Origin of the sequence: Streptomyces sp. CA-288835, assembly GCF_050936385.1 — a bacterium.
Lineage (GTDB): Bacteria > Actinomycetota > Actinomycetes > Streptomycetales > Streptomycetaceae > Streptomyces.
The window spans coordinates 1775453-1791698 of record NZ_JBNJMW010000001.1 but is presented as its reverse complement, the minus strand read 5'-3'; the positions used below and the strand labels follow the sequence as shown (position 1 = coordinate 1791698).

Annotated in this window: 11 protein-coding genes, 1 tRNA gene and 1 pseudogene; 6 read left to right on the top strand and 7 right to left on the bottom strand. The window is 68.4% G+C overall.

Features of this window, described 5'->3' with window-relative positions; genetic code table 11:
* Positions 1-22: 22 nt before the first annotated feature.
* Positions 23-199 (top strand): annotated as a pseudogene (locus ACQEVY_RS08150) (alkaline phosphatase family protein); the annotation flags it as partial.
* 115 nt (positions 200-314) lie between these two features.
* A complete protein-coding gene (locus ACQEVY_RS08145; RefSeq protein WP_432946314.1) occupies positions 315-1367 on the top strand; it encodes a sugar phosphate isomerase/epimerase family protein in 1053 nt (350 codons plus the stop codon).
* 81 nt (positions 1368-1448) lie between these two features.
* Here the strand turns inward: ACQEVY_RS08145 and ACQEVY_RS08140 are convergent, their stop codons facing one another.
* The 4 genes from ACQEVY_RS08140 to ACQEVY_RS08125 form a co-directional block, all read right to left on the bottom strand.
* Positions 1449-2837, bottom strand: coding sequence for an OFA family MFS transporter (locus ACQEVY_RS08140; RefSeq protein WP_432946312.1), 1389 nt, complete (start codon positions 2835-2837; stop codon positions 1449-1451).
* 117 nt (positions 2838-2954) lie between these two features.
* Positions 2955-5099, bottom strand: a complete 2145-nt coding sequence (locus ACQEVY_RS08135) for an acetate--CoA ligase family protein (protein WP_432946310.1) — start codon at positions 5097-5099, stop codon at positions 2955-2957.
* A gap of 3 nt (positions 5100-5102) precedes the next feature.
* On the bottom strand, positions 5103-6380 hold the full coding sequence (gene frc, locus ACQEVY_RS08130; RefSeq protein WP_432946308.1) for a formyl-CoA transferase: 1278 nt from the start codon (positions 6378-6380) through the stop codon (positions 5103-5105).
* Positions 6381-6390: 10 nt separating this feature from the next.
* Entirely contained in the window at positions 6391-8076 is a 1686-nt protein-coding gene (locus ACQEVY_RS08125; RefSeq protein ID WP_432946306.1) for a thiamine pyrophosphate-binding protein, read from the bottom strand.
* A gap of 188 nt (positions 8077-8264) precedes the next feature.
* On the opposite strand from ACQEVY_RS08125, the gene sucC reads away from it, so the two are divergent.
* The 4 genes from sucC to ACQEVY_RS08105 all read left to right on the top strand — a co-directional run bounded on the left by sucC (position 8265) and on the right by ACQEVY_RS08105 (position 12221).
* Positions 8265-9395, top strand: a complete 1131-nt coding sequence (gene sucC, locus ACQEVY_RS08120; RefSeq protein ID WP_432946304.1) for an ADP-forming succinate--CoA ligase subunit beta — start codon at positions 8265-8267, stop codon at positions 9393-9395.
* An 11-nt stretch (positions 9396-9406) separates the two neighbouring features.
* Positions 9407-10291, top strand: a complete 885-nt coding sequence (sucD, locus tag ACQEVY_RS08115) for a succinate--CoA ligase subunit alpha (RefSeq protein ID WP_432946302.1) — start codon at positions 9407-9409, stop codon at positions 10289-10291.
* 99 nt (positions 10292-10390) lie between these two features.
* Positions 10391-11932, top strand: coding sequence for an aldehyde dehydrogenase family protein (locus ACQEVY_RS08110; RefSeq protein ID WP_432946300.1), 1542 nt, complete (start codon positions 10391-10393; stop codon positions 11930-11932).
* Between the two features lie 204 nt (positions 11933-12136).
* Positions 12137-12221, top strand: a tRNA-Leu gene (locus ACQEVY_RS08105).
* Between the two features lie 56 nt (positions 12222-12277).
* Here the strand turns inward: ACQEVY_RS08105 and ACQEVY_RS08100 are convergent.
* The 3 genes from ACQEVY_RS08100 to ACQEVY_RS08090 all read right to left on the bottom strand — a co-directional run bounded on the left by ACQEVY_RS08100 (position 12278) and on the right by ACQEVY_RS08090 (position 16229).
* Positions 12278-14236, bottom strand: coding sequence for a GAF domain-containing protein (locus ACQEVY_RS08100; protein ID WP_432946298.1), 1959 nt, complete (start codon positions 14234-14236; stop codon positions 12278-12280).
* 98 nt (positions 14237-14334) lie between these two features.
* Positions 14335-15366: a branched-chain amino acid ABC transporter permease gene (locus ACQEVY_RS08095; RefSeq protein WP_432946296.1), complete on the bottom strand. Its 1032-nt coding sequence runs from the start codon at positions 15364-15366 to the stop codon at positions 14335-14337.
* Complete coding sequence (locus ACQEVY_RS08090; protein WP_432946294.1) at positions 15363-16229, bottom strand: branched-chain amino acid ABC transporter permease; 867 nt, start codon at positions 16227-16229, stop codon at positions 15363-15365. Before ACQEVY_RS08090 ends, ACQEVY_RS08095 begins: the two co-directional genes overlap by 4 nt.
* Positions 16230-16246 lie beyond the last annotated feature (17 nt).

Genomic DNA, 16246 nt, shown 5'->3' with positions numbered 1-16246 from the left:
AACTGTGAGCCGGCCCAGGTGTTATGGCGTGACGGTCGTGCCTATCGACCCGTCACCTATTCGCGGCAGCCACGGCCGCCTTCCCACGAGCGACGACGAACGTCCGCTCCCCATCTGCTCCACCCCCCGCACTGTCGACGGCCGCCCCTCGGCCACCGACATGAAATCGCTCCTGCTCCATCCGACCGGTCTCGACTGATCGGCGCCGACGGGCACGCCATGGCCCGCGGTCCCACCCGACCTGTCTCTTCCAACTGGTCACAAGTGAAGCACTCACCACTGACAACGCCCTTCGACACCGAGGAGTTCCAGGCATGAGCCGCTCCAGCCGCACCGCCTTCACGGCCGTCACCAGCAAGAACGACGATCCCGAACTCACCCACCGCCTCAGCAGAAGAGGCATGCTCGGCGTGGCCGCGGGCGCCACTGCCGCAGCACTGCTCGGCACCGCCGCCACCCCCGCCGCGGCCGCCGAAGCGGGCCGGAGCCGCCCCGTCCTGCCGCCCGGCCGGCTCGGCATCCAGCTGTACAGCCTCCGCGACAAGGTCTCCACGCTCGGCTTCGCCCCCGTCTTCGCCGAGTTGAAGAAGTACGGGTACGACGAGGTCGAGTTCGCCGGATACACCCAGGGCTCGGCGGGACCCATCACACTCGCCCAACTCAAGCGGCTGGCCCGCGACCATGGCCTGAACCCCATCGGCAGCCACGTCGGCTACTACTCCAGCGACCCGAACGCGTACACCTTCGCGCAGAACCTCAACAAGGTCCTCGACGACGCCCAGGCCCTCGGTCTCAAGCACATCGGCACCGCGTCGAACCCGTTCCGCTACGGCTCGACCGTCGACGCGTGGAAGCGCGCCGCCGAGGAGTTCAACACGTACGGCGCGGCGGCGAGGGCGCGCGGCATGAAGTTCTACCAGCACAACCACTCCGAGGAGTTCTCCTTCGCCACCGACAAGCCGAACGTCCGCCTCTACGACGTGCTGCTCGCCGAGACCGACCCGAAACTCGTCTACCTGGAGATGGACATCTACTGGGCCTACGTGGGCCAGTTCCGCTTCTCCAAGCGGGTCGACGGCACACCGGCGCCCTTCGAGCCCCTCGACTACGTACTCAAGCGGCCCAACCGCTACCCGCTCTTCCACGTGAAGGACGGCGTCAGCGACCCGTCGAACCCCTACGGCTACCAGATGACCGACGTCGGCGACGGCGACATCGACTACAAGCGCTTCATCTCCGGCGTCACGCGACTGAAGGGCCACCGCCTCGCCCACCACTGGCAGGCCGAACACGACAACCCCACCGAGTCGTTCACCTTCGCCCGCCGCTCGAGCGAGCATCTGCACTCCCTGCGCGAGAAGTGCTGACGGCTCCCACAGCGTGCGCCCTCCCGTCGGCACAGAAGGCTGCCGACGGGAGGGCGCACGCTTGGGACCCCCGCCGTCATCTCAGGCCATCTCCTCACCGATCGGATGAGGGTTGGGTTCGATGCGCCGCTTGCGGGGCCGCCCGGGCGGGTGCAGGAACAGGGCCACGAAGCCGGCGAACAACGAGATGGAACCGGCGAGGATGAAGGCGCCCGCGTAGTCCCAGGCGCTCACGACCACGGCGCCCATGCCGGATCCCAGCAGGCCTGACACCAGCTTGGAGCTGTAGACGAGGCCGTAGTTGGAGGCGTTGTTGTTCTCGCCGAAGTAGTCCGCGGTCATCGCCGCGAACATGGGGAAGATCGCGCCGCCGCCGAATCCGGAGATGCTGGAGAACACCAGGAACAGCGGCAGGTTGCCGATGTTGCCGGACCAGAGGATGCCGTACTGCGACAGACCCAGCACGATGCAGACGAAGATCAGGCACTGTTTACGGCCGTACCGGTCGGACAGCCAGCCGATGACGCCGCGCCCGGTGCCGTTCACGATCGCCTTCATGGACATGGCGGTCGCCACGATCCCGCCCGCGAAGCCGACGTCATTGCCGAACGGCACCTGGAAGGCGATACCGAAGATGTTGACGCCCGAGGTGCACAGCAGGCAGAACCACATGAGACCCACCCGGCCCGTTCGCCATGCCTCGATCGGTGTGTACTGCTTCACGGCGGGCGGGTTTTTCTCCAGTGCGCGCCGCGCGCGCGGGTCGTCCGGTTTCCGCAGCGGGTCGACCTCGGCGGGCCACCAGTTCTTCGGCGGATCCTGGAAGAAGTAGCCGGCCACGGCGACGACCGCCGCGAGGAACACGCCGACGGAGACGAGGACCCAGCGGAAGTTCGAGAGATCCATGAAGCCGGTGAAGATGAACACGAAGGGCACCGAGCCATAGGCGAAGCCGCCGTTGACGAAGCCGGTCTTGCCGCCCTTGCGCTCCGGATACCACTTGCCGACCATGTTCACGCAGGTCGCGTACACCATGCCGGCGCCCATACCGCTGAACATGCCGAAGCCCACGTACGCGACGATCACATGCGGTGCGTACGCGAGTGACACATACCCCATGAGCGTGCCGATCGCGCCCAGCATCATGGCCCAGCGGGCGGGAAGCTTCCCGCTCTCGCGGAGCTTTCCGGCGGGGAAGGCCACGGCCGCCTGGAAGAACACCCACACACCGAGCATCCAGAAGATGTGCCCGTTGCTCCAGTGGTGTGCCGAGTGCAGAGTCTCCTCGGCGGAGGCGAACGCGTACTCCGCCGAGCTGATGCCCATCATGCCCACCCAGGGCAGGATGACCATCCACTTGCGTTTGCGGCCCATGATGTCGATATCGGATTCACCGATCCGGTACACCCGGCCGTTGGCGTCCGTCACCTCCCTGTAGGGGACGGATGTGGAGATGTCAGTTGTCGCCATGTCGATCGAACCCTTCGCGTGGAAGAAGTCTGGCCAGCGCCCCCTGTCCGTTCTCTTCGCGCAGGGGCCCGCGGCGAGCGGTCACCGCAGGCCCCGTGGTTCGGGCCGTCGCTCAGCTCATCGACCGCCCCCCAAGAGTCCCGCCGCCCGTGCCCACCGGTACTTCGCACCCAGCACAGCCACCGGCTTCTCGGTCGTGTACGGGTACGCCACGACGCCCCGCTCGAAGAGGTACTGGCACGCCTCCTCGACCTCGACATCGCCCGCGAGCGAGGCCACGACCGGCTTCTCTATGCCGCGCTCCCGGAATTCGGCCACCACGCGCGCGGTGAGCTCGGCGAAGACCATGGGAGGGGTCACGATGGTGTGCCAGTAGCCGAGGACGAGCGAGTGGATCCGCGGGTCCTCAAGGCCCAGCCGAATTGTCGCCTCGTACGTCGACGGGGGCTCGCCACCGGTGATGTCCACCGGGTTGCCGGCGGCCCCGAAGGGCGGGATGAACTTCCTGAAGGCCTCGTCCAGGTCCGGCGGAATCTCCATCAAGGAGAGGCCGTTGTCGGTCACCGCGTCGGACAGCAGTACGCCACTGCCGCCGGCGCCCGTGATGATCACGACGTTGTCGCCCTGAGGGGCCGGAAGTACCGGCAACGCGCGCGCGTACTCCAGCATGTCGTTCAGCCCGGGGGCCCGGATGACACCGGCCTGCTTCAGGATGTCGTCGTACACGGCGTCGTCGCCCGCGAGAGCGCCCGTGTGCGAGCCCGCCGCCTTGGCGCCGGCCGCCGTACGGCCCGCCTTCAGGACGACCACCGGCTTCTTGGGAACGGTCGCCCGCGCCGCCTCCACGAAAGCACGCCCGTCCTTCAGGTCCTCCAAGTGCATGGCGATGCACCGGGTGTTGGGGTCCTCACCGAACCAGGTCAACAGGTCGTCCTCGTCCAGGTCCGACTTGTTGCCGAGCCCCACGATCGCCGAAACACCCGTCTTCGTAGTGCGCGCGAAGCCCAGAATGGCCATCCCTATGCCACCGGACTGCGAAGTGAGTGCGACGCCGCCCTTGACGTCGTACGGCGTGCAGAACGTGGCGCACAGGTCCTGCCACGTCGAGTAGTAGCCGTAGATGTTCGGCCCGAGCAGCCGCACGCCGTAGCGCTCTCCGATGGCCACGATCTCGTCCTGGAGCTGCTGCTCACCGGTCTCCGCGAACCCGGAGGGGATCAGTACGGCGTTGGGGATCCCCTTGCGTCCCACCTCCTCCAGGGCCGAGGCCACGAACTTGGCGGGGATCGCGAAGACCGCCACATCCACCTCACCGGGAACGTCGGTGACACTCTTGTACGCCTTGCGGCCCAAGATGTCATCGGCCTTGGGGTTCACCGGGTGGATCTCTCCGGAGAAGCCGCCGTCGACGAGGTTGCGCATCACCGAATTGCCGATCTTGCCCTGCTCGTTGGAGGCACCGATCACGGCGACCGAGGAGGGCTGCATCAGCCGGCGCATGGAGGTGAGGATCTCCTCGCGCGTGTACTTGCGGCGCTCCTTGGGGGCCGACTCAGCGAGGATCACGCGGATGTCCGCCGCGACCGCCCCCTCCGGAGTGGCGATCACCGGATTGAGGTCCACCTCGGCGATCTCCGGGAAGTCCGTGACGAGTTCGGAGACCCGGCGGATCTGCTCGGCGATCGCCCACCGGTCCACGGCCGGCGCGCCGCGCACCCCGTGCAGGATCTCCGCCGAGCGGATCGAGTCCAGCATCGACAGGGCTTCGTCGGCGTCTACGGGGGCGAGGCGGAACGTGACGTCCTTCAGGACCTCCACCAGCACACCGCCCAGCCCGAAGGCGACGACTTTCCCGAACGTCGGATCGGTCACCGCTCCGACGATGACCTCCTGCCCCTGGGGCAGCAGTTCCTGCACCTGTACGCCCTCGATACGGGCGTCCGGCGCGTACGCGCGCGCGTTGTCGACGATTTCGCGGAAGGCGGCCCTGACGTCGGTCGCGCCCTCTACCCCCACGATCACGCCGCCCGCGTCGGTCTTGTGCAGGATGTCCGGGGAGACGATCTTCATCACGATCGGCCCGCCGAACCGCGACGCGTACGCGACCGCCTCGTCGACGTCCGTCGCCAGCTCCTCGCCGGGGACGGCGATCGCGTACGCGTCGGCGATCACCTTGCCCTCGGGCGCGGTCAGCGCGGTCCGACCCTCGGCCCGTACGGCGTCGAGGAGTGTACGCACCCTCAGCACCCGGTCTTCGGCCATCAATCAGATCACTCCGTTCGACTTGAGCAGGCGCAGCTCCTCGTCGCCGAGGCCGAGCTCGCCGACGTACACCTCTTCGTTGTGCTCGCCGAGAAGCGGCGAACTGGCCACGTCCACGGGGGAGTCGGAGAGCTTCAGCGGACTGCCCACGGTCACGAACTCGCCCCGCTCGGGGTGCGGCACCTTGACGACCATCTCGTTGGCGACCAGCGACGGATCCTCGATGATCTCCTTGGTCGACAGGATCGGCCCGCACGGGATGTTGTGGGCGTTGAGCTTCTCCAGGACCTCCCACTTGGGAAGCGTGGCCGACCATTCCTCGATCAGCTGGAACATCTTGTTGAGCTGCGGCAGTCGCGCCTCCGGCGTCGCCCACTCGGGGTCGTCCGCCAGTTCCGGCCGTCCGATGAGCTCGGTGATCGGCTTCCAGCCGACGGGCTGCACGATGACGTACACGTAGTCGTTGGGCCCGCCCGGCGCGCACTTGACGGCCCAGCCGGGCTGGCCGCCGCCGGACGCGTTGCCGGACCGGGGAACTTCGTCGCCGAAATCGTCGTTCGGATATTCAGCGAGCGGGCCGTGTGCCAGGCGCTGCTGATCGCGCAGCTTCACTCGGCAGAGGTTGAGCACAGCGTGCTGCATGGCCACATTGACCCGCTGCCCGCGCCCGGTGTTCTCCCGCTGAAGCAGCGCCGCGAGAATCCCCGCCACGGCGTGGATGCCCGTGCCCGAGTCCCCGATCTGGGCCCCCGTCGCCAGCGGCGGCCCGTCCTCGAACCCGGTGGTCGACATCGACCCGCCCATGGCCTGAGCGACGACCTCGTACGCCTTGAAGTTGGTGTACGGGCCGTCCCCGAAACCCTTGATGGAGGCATAGACGATACGCGGATTGATCTCCTGGATGCGGTCCCAGGTGAAGCCCATGCGGTCGATCGCGCCCGGTCCGAAGTTCTCGACCATGACGTCCGAGCGCCGGATCAGCTCGGTGAGGAGTTCCTTGCCGCGCTCGGTCTTGGTGTTGAGGGTGATGCTCCGCTTGTTGCAGTTGAGCATCGTGAAGTAGAGGGAGTCGACGTCCGGGAGGTCACGCAGCTGCTTGCGCGTGATGTCACCGGTCGGCGCCTCCAGCTTGACGACGTCTGCCCCGAGCCAGGCCAACAACTGGGTTGCGGAGGGGCCCGATTGGACGTGCGTCATGTCGAGGACACGGATGCCTTCGAGAGCCTTGGGTGCGCTGTTCGGCGCTTCGTTCGTCGCGGTGTGCGTTGCGGTGCTGGTCATGGCGGGCACCTCACTTGTACATCGTCTGGTTCATGGTTCCGGGGGCGTACGCGTCCGGGTCGACCCAGACGTTGATCAGCGAGGGCTTGCCCGACTCGCGGGCACGCCTCAGGGCGGGGCCGATGTCGGCGGGGTCGCGGACCTCCTCGCCGTAACCGCCGAGCATCTGGGCGAACTTGTCGTAGTGGACGTCGCCGAGGGTGTTGCCGACGCGCTCCCGTGCCTCGCCGTACTTGGCCTTCTGGCCGTAACGGATCTGGTTCATCGAGGAGTTGTTGCCGACGATGCCGACGAAGGGGAGGTTGTAGCGGACGAGGGTCTCGAAGTCCCAGCCGGTGAGCGAGAAGGCACCGTCTCCGAAGAGGGCCACCACTTCCTTGTCGGGCCGCGCCTGCTTGGCCGCGAGCACGAAGGGTACGCCGACGCCGAGCGTGCCGAGCGGGCCCGGGTCCATCCAGTGCCCGGGTGACTTGGGCTGTACGACCTGACCGGAGAAGGTGACGATGTCGCCGCCGTCGCCGATGTAGATGGAGTCCTCGGTGAGGAAGTCGTTGATCTCGCTGACGAGCCGGTACGGGTGGATGGGCGAGGTGTCCGACCTCAGGCTGGGGAGCCGCTTCTCGATGGCCGTCTGCTCGGCCGCGCGCAGCTCGTCGAGCCACTCCTTGCGCTTCGACGCGCCCCCGTTCAGGCGTCCCGAGGCGGCCTCGGTCACCGACTTCAGGACGAGGCCCGCGTCGCCGACGATCCCGAGGTCGATGTCCCGGTTCTTGCCGACGGTCCGGTAGTCGAGGTCGATCTGCACCACGGTCGCGTCCGGCGACAGCCGCTTTCCGTAGCCCATACGGAAGTCGAAGGGCGTGCCGACGATGACGATGACGTCGGCGTTGGAGAAGGCGTACCGGCGGGAGAGCTGGAAGTGGTGCGGGTCCCCGGGCGGCAGGGTCCCGCGTCCGGCGCCGTTCATGTAGGCGGGGACGTTGAGGCTGCGTACGAGGTCGATGGCGGCCTCGGTGCCACGGGTCGTCCAGACCTGGCTGCCCAGCAGGATCGCGGGCTTCTCGGCGTGCACGAGGAGATCGGCGAGCTTCTCGATCGCCTCGGGGTCGCCGGCCGAGCGGGTCGAGGCCCGGTACTGGCCGGCGGCGGGGACCCGGGCCTTCTCGGCCGGCACCTTGGCGTCGAGCACATCGCGTGGGATCTCCAGGAAGGAGGGCCCGGGCGCGCCGTGGTAGCACTCGCGGAAGGCCATCGACACCATGTCGGCGGCGCGTGCGGTGTCCGGAACGGTCGCCGCGAACTTCGTGATCGGCGTCATCATGTCGACGTGCGGCAGGTCCTGAAGGGACCCCATCTTGTGCTGCGTGTGCGCCCCTTGGCCGCCGATCAGCAGCATGGGCGACTCCGCGCGGAAGGCGTTGGCGACGCCCGTCACGGCGTCGGTCGTGCCGGGACCCGCGGTGACGACCGCGCAGCCGGGCTTGCCGGTGATGCGCGCGTAGCCGTCGGCGGCGTGGGCGGCGACCTGTTCGTGGCGTACGTCGACGACCTCTATGCCTTCGTCGACGCAGCCGTCGTAGATATCGATGATGTGGCCGCCGCACAGGGTGTAAATGACCTCCACACCCTCGGCTTTGAGTGCCTTGGCGACCAAGTGCCCACCGGAGATGAGGTTCTGGCTGTTGTCGTCGGGCATGGCGAAGTCCTGTCCCTTCGTAGGGGATCGGGCACGCGAACGTGCAGCTCAGGCATGGTTCGCGCACTGCTCGTGGATGCCGTCGCGGTTGATTGCATACAGTCGACGAATACTGTATGAAGCTTGTTATCCCGCATCCAGTGGGTGGTGTCCAGGGGGCGTGCGGCACTTTTGAGGCAGGAGCCGGAATGGACCTGTACGAACACCAGGCAAGGCAACTCTTCGAGGACCACGGCATCTTGGTGCCGCGGGCCGAGGTCACCGACTCGTCCAAGGAGGCGCGCGAGATCGCCCGCAGGCTGGGCGGGCGCGTCGTGGTCAAAGCGCAGGTGAAGACCGGCGGACGCGGCAAGGCGGGCGGCGTGAAACTCGCCGCCGACCCGGCCGCCGCCGAACTGACGGCACGCCAGATCCTCGGCATGGACATCAAGGGCCACACCGTCGGCGGAGTGATGTTGGCCCAACCGGTCGACATCGAGAGCGAGTTCTACGTCGGTTACGTACTCGACCGGGCTGCCGGACGCTTCCTTGCGATCGCCTCGGCCGAGGGCGGTATGGAGATAGAGGAAGTGGCTGCGACCAGGCCGGAGGCCGTGGCACGCATCCCCATCGACCCGGCCGAGGGCGTCACCGCGGCGAAGGCGGCACACATCGCCGACACAGCAGGCCTGCCACCGCAGACCGTCGACGTCCTCGTACGGCTCTGGGAGGTACTGACCCGAGAGGACGCCGTACTCGTCGAGGTCAATCCCCTCGTGCGTACCGCCCAAGGGCAGATCCTCGCCCTCGACGGCAAGGTAACGCTCGACGACAACGCCCGCTTCCGGCAAGCCCGTTGGGGCGAACAGGAGTCGGCGCACGACGACCCGCTGGAGGCTGCGGCAGCCGCGAAGGGCCTCAATTACGTGAAACTGGACGGCGAGGTCGGCATCATCGGCAACGGCGCGGGCCTCGTCATGTCGACCCTCGACGTGGTCGCCGGCTGCGGGGCACGCCCCGCCAACTTCCTCGACATCGGCGGCGGAGCGAGTTCCCAGATCATGGCTGACGGCCTCTCCGTCATCCTCGCCGACCCGTCCGTCAAGTCCGTCTTCGTCAACGTCTTCGGCGGTATCACCGCCTGCGACGCGGTCGCCGACGGCATCGTGCAGGCCCTGGAAACCGTCCAGTTGACCAAGCCGCTGGTCGTACGCCTCGACGGAAACAACGCCGTACGCGGCCGCGCGATCCTCGACGGCCGCGCGCACCCCCTGGTCCAGCAGGCCACCACCATGGACGGCGCCGCGCGCCGCGCCGCCGAACTCGCCAACGCCGGCTGAAGGAGCGGGACATGGCCATCTATCTCAGTAAGGAGAGCAAGGTCCTCGTCCAGGGCATGACCGGCGGCGAGGGCATGAAGCACACCCGACGCATGCTCGCGGCCGGCACCGACATCGTCGGCGGCGTCAACCCGCGCAAGGCCGGGCAGACCGTCGACTTCGACGACCGGGCCGTACCCGTCTTCGGCTCCGTACGCGAAGGAATCGAGGCGACCGGCGCCGACGCCACCGTCGTCTTTGTGCCACCCGCCTTCGCTAAAGCGGCAGTTGTGGAGGCCGTGGACGCGGGCATCGGACTCGCCGTGGTCATCACGGAGGGCATCCCCGTCCACGACTCGGTCGCCTTCACCGCGTACGCGACGACGAAGGGCACCCGGATCATCGGCCCCAATTGCCCGGGCCTGATCACCCCCGGGCAGTCCAACGCGGGCATCATCCCCGCCGACATCACCAAGTCCGGCCGCATCGGCCTGGTGTCCAAGTCGGGCACACTCACCTACCAACTCATGTACGAACTCCGCGACATCGGCTTCTCCACCTGCGTGGGCATCGGCGGCGATCCCGTGGTCGGCACGACACACATCGACTGTCTGGCGGCTTTCGAAGCAGACCCCGAGACCGAACTCGTCGTGATGATCGGGGAGATCGGCGGCGACGCCGAGGAACGAGCCGCCGCGTACATCCGTGAGCACGTCACCAAGCCCGTCGTCGGCTACATCGCGGGTTTCACCGCGCCGGAGGGCAGGACGATGGGCCACGCGGGCGCGATCGTGTCCGGTTCGTCCGGTACAGCGCAGGCCAAGAAGGAGGCGCTGGAGGCGGTCGGGGTCCGCGTGGGTGGTACGCCGACTGAGACGGCGCAACTGGTACTCGACGTACTGGCCGTAGAGGCCTGACGTCACTCATAGTTGAGCGGAGGTGACTTTCCGAAGTCGCCTAGCCTCGCACCCTTATATCCCCCGCGCCCGACTGTGCACCGAGAGCGGAGCAATCGCATGGCAGCCACCCTCACCCTCAAATCAGGCACGTCCTGGCCCGACGCCTGGCAGCGTTGTCTCGCCGTGGCCCCCGAGGCGTTCCGGGACGACCGTGTCCTCAACCTCTGGAACGCCGCCTGGCAGGCGGACGGCCGGGCCCTGCCCGCCACCAGTCCCGTCGACGGCACGCCGATCGCCGGTCCGCCACGCCTTGACGCCGCCACCGCCCGGCAGGCCGTACGAGCCTGTCTCGACCAGCATCGCGCCTGGCGCCACGTACCTCTGGACGAACGCCGCACCCGCGTCGCGGCCACCCTCGACGCCCTCACCGAGCACCGCGAACTCCTCGCCCTTCTCCTCGTCTGGGAGATCGGCAAGCCCTGGCGGCTCGCGCAGGCGGACGTCGACCGGGCCATCGACGGCGTGCGCTGGTACGTCGACGGAATCGAGCCCATGCTCGAGAACCGGACCCCGCTCGACGGGCCCGTGTCCAACATCGCGAGCTGGAACTACCCGATGAGCGTGCTCGTTCACGCAGTACTGGTACAGGCATTGGCAGGGAACGCGGTCATCGCCAAGACCCCGACCGACGGCGGTGTCGCGTGTCTCACCCTGGCCTGCGCGCTCGCCGCACGCGAAGGGATTCCTGTCACCCTCGTCAGCGGCAGCGGAGGCGAACTGTCGGAGGCGCTCGTGCGTGCGCCCGAGATCGGTTGCGTCTCCTTCGTCGGCGGCCGCGACACCGGCGCCGCGGTGGCCACGGCCGTCGCCGACCTCGGCAAACGACATGTACTCGAACAGGAAGGACTCAACACCTGGGGCATCTGGAACTACACGGACTGGGACGCGCTCACGGCGGTCATCCCGAAGCTCTTCGACTACGGAAAGCAGCGCTGCACGGCGTACCCGCGCTTTGTCGTCCAGCGTTCGCTGTTCGACGAGTTCCTCGCCGCGTACCTGCCGGCCGTACGCACCTTGCGGGTCGGTCACCCGCTCGCGGTGGAGCAGCCCGACGACCCGTATCCGCAGCTGGACTTCGGGCCGGTGATCAACGCGGCCAAGGCGAAGGAGCTTCATGACCAGGTCGCCGAGGCCATCGACCGTGGTGCCGTCCCGCTGCACCGCGGCAAGCTCACCGACGCGCGCTTCCTGCCCGGCCAGGACGCGGCGGCGTACGTCCAGCCCGTCACGCTGCTGAACCCGCCGCCGTCCTCACCGCTGCACCACGCGGAGCCCTTCGGCCCGGTCGACACCATCGTCCTGGTCGACACCGAGGCCGAGCTGCTGGCTGCCATGAACGCGTCGAACGGCGCTCTGGTCGCCACCCTCTCGACCGACGACCCGGCCACGTACAAGCGGCTGGCCCCGCAGATCCGGGCGTTCAAGGTCGGCCACGGGAAACCGCGCTCCCGCGGCGACCGGGACGAGCTGTTCGGCGGCTTCGGAGCGTCCTGGCGAGGCGCCTTCGTGGGCGGCGAGCTGCTGGTACGCGCCGTCACGCAGGGCCCTGCGGGGGAGCGGCTGCCGGGGAACTTCCCCGACTACCACCTGATGCCGTGACCCGACCCAGGTGACCTGAGGTGAACCCGGCGCCCGGCACCGGCTGCCGGCAGTGACCGGATGTGCACCCCTCGTGCAGGCTGCGCATCCGGTCACCCGGCCACCCCTCCGAGCCCAGAAACGCAGGTGAAAGCCACTGCGAAAGCTTGGTATTGTTGTCCCTGTCGCCGCGCGGAACGCTCCCTGCAAGGCGGCAGACACCTGGTCCGGGTGGCGGAATGGCAGACGCGCTAGCTTGAGGTGCTAGTGCCCTTTATCGGGCGTGGGGGTTCAAGTCCCCCCTCGGACACAAGCACTGACGATATGGAAATGAGGGCCTCGACCTTACGGTCGTGGCCCTCATTTCTATGCCGTGCTGAGCACCGCATGCACCTTGAGGGCCAGGTGTACTTGCAGGGCCTGGTCGCTGTGCCGCCATCCGGGGCCCAGCAGTAAGGTGATGCGGTCGATGCGCTGGTAGAGCGTGTTGACGTGGACGTACAGGTTGGCGGCGGTGCGGGTGAGGCAGGCGTCGCAGGCGAAGTAGGTCAGCAGGGTGCCGGCGAGGTCGCCGCCGCGCTGGGCGTCGTAGTCGAGAACCGGGCCGATGGTGCGGCGTACGAAGCGGTCCAGTTCGTCACGGCCGGCCTGGTGGAACAGCAGTCCGTAGATGCCGAGTTCGCTGGGTGAGGCGGCTTCTCCGTCGCGGTCCAGGGCGAGCAGGACATCGAGACAGCGGGCGGCGTCGCGGTAGGCCTCGACGATGCCGTCCACTCCGGGTGCGGCGGTTGCCGCACCGACCGTCACCGGCGCGTCCACGGCCTGCGCCAAGTGGTCGGCGAGCTGCCGGGCGGGTGCTGCGGGATCCTGGTCGCCTGGAAGCAGTACGACGACGTTGCCGCGGTACTCACCGGCCAGACCACCCGCGTGGGCGGCGAAGGGAGTGGCCGCGTCGGCGGTCCTGCGGCGGTGATGGCTGTCGCGGCAGCGGGCGGCGAGCACACTGTAGGGGCGGCCGAGCGCGACGCCCATCAGCGCCGCACGCCGCCGCAGTCCCTCCGGGTCGCGGTGCGGGGATCCGAGCAGGTCCTCCAGCAGCTCGCCGCGCAACCGGTGCTCGGCCTCGGCCACGGCCCGTTCGCTGAGCAGCATGAGCGCGGTGACCAGAGCGGCGCGCTCCAGGGACCGGACGTCCGAGGCGTCAAGGCGGTCGCGCATCAGAACCAGTACGCCCAGGACTTCGCCCCCGGCGACGATGGGAGTGGCGCAGGACGCGGATCCGCCCTCGCCGGCCGGAACCCGGCGGGTGCGGCGCGAGTCCGTGCTCAGGACGCACGCCTCGCGGACGGCGCGGGCCGCCTGGCCGTGGTCGGGGATGCCGCCCTCGTCGCGCGCCGGTGCCACGACGGGGTCCGGTCCGACCGCGGCCAGCGTGCGGCCGTGGGAGTCCAGGACGAGGATGCTGCCGCCGAGGATCTCCGCGAGATCGCGGGCGATGTCGTTCAGGTCGCCGCCGTCGAGGGCGATGGTGATCAGACGTTCGTGCAGGGCGGCGGCCCGCTCTATGGACTCGCTGTGCGCCTGGATGACCGCGTTGGCTTCGGTCAGTTCGTCGACCGCGCGCCGCACATCCTGGAAGAGGGTGGCGTTCTCGATGGCGATGGCCGCGTGGTTGGCGAGGGAGACGAGCAGGGCCACCTCGTGCTCGGAGAAGGGACGGACCCGCCGGTTGGCCGCGAAGAGTACGCCGATGACGTTCTCCCCGAGCTTGAGCGGAACCCCCTGGATGGAGATCAGCCCTTCGGCACGTACCACCTCGTCGATGGTGTGCTCGAAGCGCGAGTCCTGGAAGTAGTCGGGGGTGTTGTAGGGGACGGCGGTCTTGGCGACCAGACCGCCGAGCCCGGCTCCCATGGTCAGCCGGGTCTGTTTGAACGCGTCGGTTCGGATCCCGTCGGTGACCCGCATGTAGGTGTCGCCGCGCTCGGTGTCGTTGAGCATCAGGTAGGCGACATCGGTGCCGAGAAGACTGTGGGCCCGGCGGACGATGGCCTGGAGTACGGCCTCCAGGTCGCGAAGCGAGGAAAGGTCGCCGGCCGTCTCGTAGAGCGCACCGAGTTCGGCCTCGCGTCGGCTCTGTTCCTCCAGACGGGCGCGTACCTGCTGGGCGTCGTCGACGAGTGGGCCGAGCCAGGGCAGTTCGTCGGCGGAGCAGCGGTCGAGGACGGCCTGGTAGTCCTGTTGCGCGGCACCGTCGCGCAGCAAGCGCAGCAGCTCGCCGACGGGTCCGGCTCCGGTCTCGGCGCGGGCGGTGGTCGGTTGCACGGGCTCCTCCTCAGCATGCCGGTACGCGTCCCAACCTGCGATGTTCACTGTCTGGACCCTGTTTGCACAGACTTGTGCGCGGATCGCTTCGCGGCCGGCTACGAGGGGACGGGCTGTGTCGTGTCGTCGTGATCGTGTTCCAGGTGCGGCTTCGGATCGGGGGCCGGAGAGTCGGTCCGTACCCGCAACGCATGGGTGAGCGTCCCCCACAGTCCGCGGCGGAAGAGCAGCACGACCACGATGAACATGCCACCGGTGACCAGGCCGGTCTCCTCGAAGCCGGCCGTGGACAGCCAGTCCTCGAGGCGGACGATGACGGCGGCGCCCGCGAGGCTGCCCCACAGGGTGCCGATACCGCCGAGGACGGTCATGACGACGACCTTGCCGGAGGTCGTCCAGTACACCTCCTGCAGGGACGCGAAGCCGTGGTTGACGGCGTACAGACCGCCCGCCAGACCGGAGAGAAACGCGGAGACGGCGAAGACCACGAGCTTGTAGCGGTCCGCGGGATAGCCCAGCGCCCGGGCGCGGGCGGGGTTGTCGCGCACGGCGGTGACCACACGGCCGAACGGGGAGTGGACGATCCGCCAGGCCGCGGTCAGTCCGAGGAGCACCACGGGCAGGGCGGCGTAGTAGTAGAGGAAGGAGTCGGACAGGTCGACGCCGGGCAGGTCGCGCGGGATGCCCTGCAGGCCGTTCTCGCCACCGGTCACATCGCCCCACTGGTTGGCGATGAAGTACACCATCTGTGCGAAGGCCAGGGTGACCATGGCGAAGTAGATGCCGCTGCGGCGGACCGCGAGGAAGCCGATCGGCAGCGCGAGAAGCGCGGCGGCCACGGCGCCACCCAGAACGGCGGCATAGAACGGCAGTCCGCTGTGGATGGCGATCAGCCCGGTGGCGTACGCGGAAGTGCCCCAGAACGCCGCGTGGCCGAAGGAGAGCAGTCCGGCGTGGCCCAGCAGCAGGTCGAAGGCGACGGCGAACAGACCCCAGCACAGGATGTCGGCGGCGACCGGCGGATACAGCACCCAGGGCAGGCCGAAGGCGGCCAACAGCCCGGCGCCGAGCAGCCCCCACCTGATCCAGGCGGGGTGCCGGTGCAGTTTGCCGAGGAGGGCGAGGATCATGCGTGTTCCTCCTTGCCGAAGAGTCCGGCGGGGCGGACCAGCAGGATGACGGCCATCAGCAGATAGACCGAGGTCTGGGACAGGACGGGGACGTAGAGGTTGCCGAGGGCCTGGAGCATGCCGATGGTGAAGCCGGCCAGGACCGAGCCGAAGACGGATCCGAGGCCGCCGATGACGACGACGGCGAAGACGGTGATGATCAGGTCGCTGCCCATGCCGGAGTTGACCGCCCGCATGGGTGCGGCGAGCACTCCGGCCAGCGCGGCGAGGCCTACGCCGAAGCCGAAGACCGGGGTGACCCAGCGTCCGGTGTCGATACCGAACGCCCGGGTGAGTTCGGGGCGTTCGGTGGCGGCGCGCACGATGGTGCCGATCCGGGTACGGGTGAGCAGCAGCCAGACCGCCGTGCAGACGGCGAGGGACAGGGCGAGCGCGAAGACCTGGTAGCGGGGGAACTCGAACAGGCCGAGGTCCACCGATCCGGTGAACGGCGGGTGCTCGTACGGCTGGGAGTGCGAGCCATACTTCATGCGCAGCAGATCCTGGCAGACCAGCGCGACGCCGAAGGTGAGCAGGAAGTTGTAGAGCGGGTCGAGGGCCATCAGACGGTGGATGAACAGCCGCTCCAGCAGGGTACCGGCGACCGCGAGGACGAGGGGGACCAGGAGCAGGGCCCACCAGAAGCCCAGCCCCGCGCTGTCGGCGAGGACGATCGCGCCGAACGCGCCGAGGGTGTAGATCGCGCCGTGGGCGAAGTTCACCACGCGCAGCATGCCGAAGATGACGGCCAGGCCGAGCGCGAGCAGAGCGTAGAAGCTGCCGCTGACCAGGCCGTTGAAGGTCTGTTGGAGAAACGAGGTCATGGATGGGTCCCGTGGTA

Bases quoted from the DNA above. Each gene is read 5' to 3' on its own strand.
- ACQEVY_RS08145 (WP_432946314.1), top strand. From the start codon at position 315: ATGAGCCGCTCCAGCCGCACCGCCTTCACGGCCGTCACCAGCAAGAAC.
- ACQEVY_RS08140 (WP_432946312.1), bottom strand. From the start codon at position 2,837: ATGGCGACAACTGACATCTCCACATCCGTCCCCTACAGGGAGGTGACG.
- ACQEVY_RS08135 (WP_432946310.1), bottom strand. From the start codon at position 5,099: ATGGCCGAAGACCGGGTGCTGAGGGTGCGTACACTCCTCGACGCCGTA.
- frc (WP_432946308.1), bottom strand. From the start codon at position 6,380: ATGACCAGCACCGCAACGCACACCGCGACGAACGAAGCGCCGAACAGC.
- ACQEVY_RS08125 (WP_432946306.1), bottom strand. From the start codon at position 8,076: ATGCCCGACGACAACAGCCAGAACCTCATCTCCGGTGGGCACTTGGTC.
- sucC (WP_432946304.1), top strand. From the start codon at position 8,265: ATGGACCTGTACGAACACCAGGCAAGGCAACTCTTCGAGGACCACGGC.
- sucD (WP_432946302.1), top strand. From the start codon at position 9,407: ATGGCCATCTATCTCAGTAAGGAGAGCAAGGTCCTCGTCCAGGGCATG.
- ACQEVY_RS08110 (WP_432946300.1), top strand. From the start codon at position 10,391: ATGGCAGCCACCCTCACCCTCAAATCAGGCACGTCCTGGCCCGACGCC.
- ACQEVY_RS08095 (WP_432946296.1), bottom strand. From the start codon at position 15,366: ATGATCCTCGCCCTCCTCGGCAAACTGCACCGGCACCCCGCCTGGATC.
- ACQEVY_RS08090 (WP_432946294.1), bottom strand. From the start codon at position 16,229: ATGACCTCGTTTCTCCAACAGACCTTCAACGGCCTGGTCAGCGGCAGC.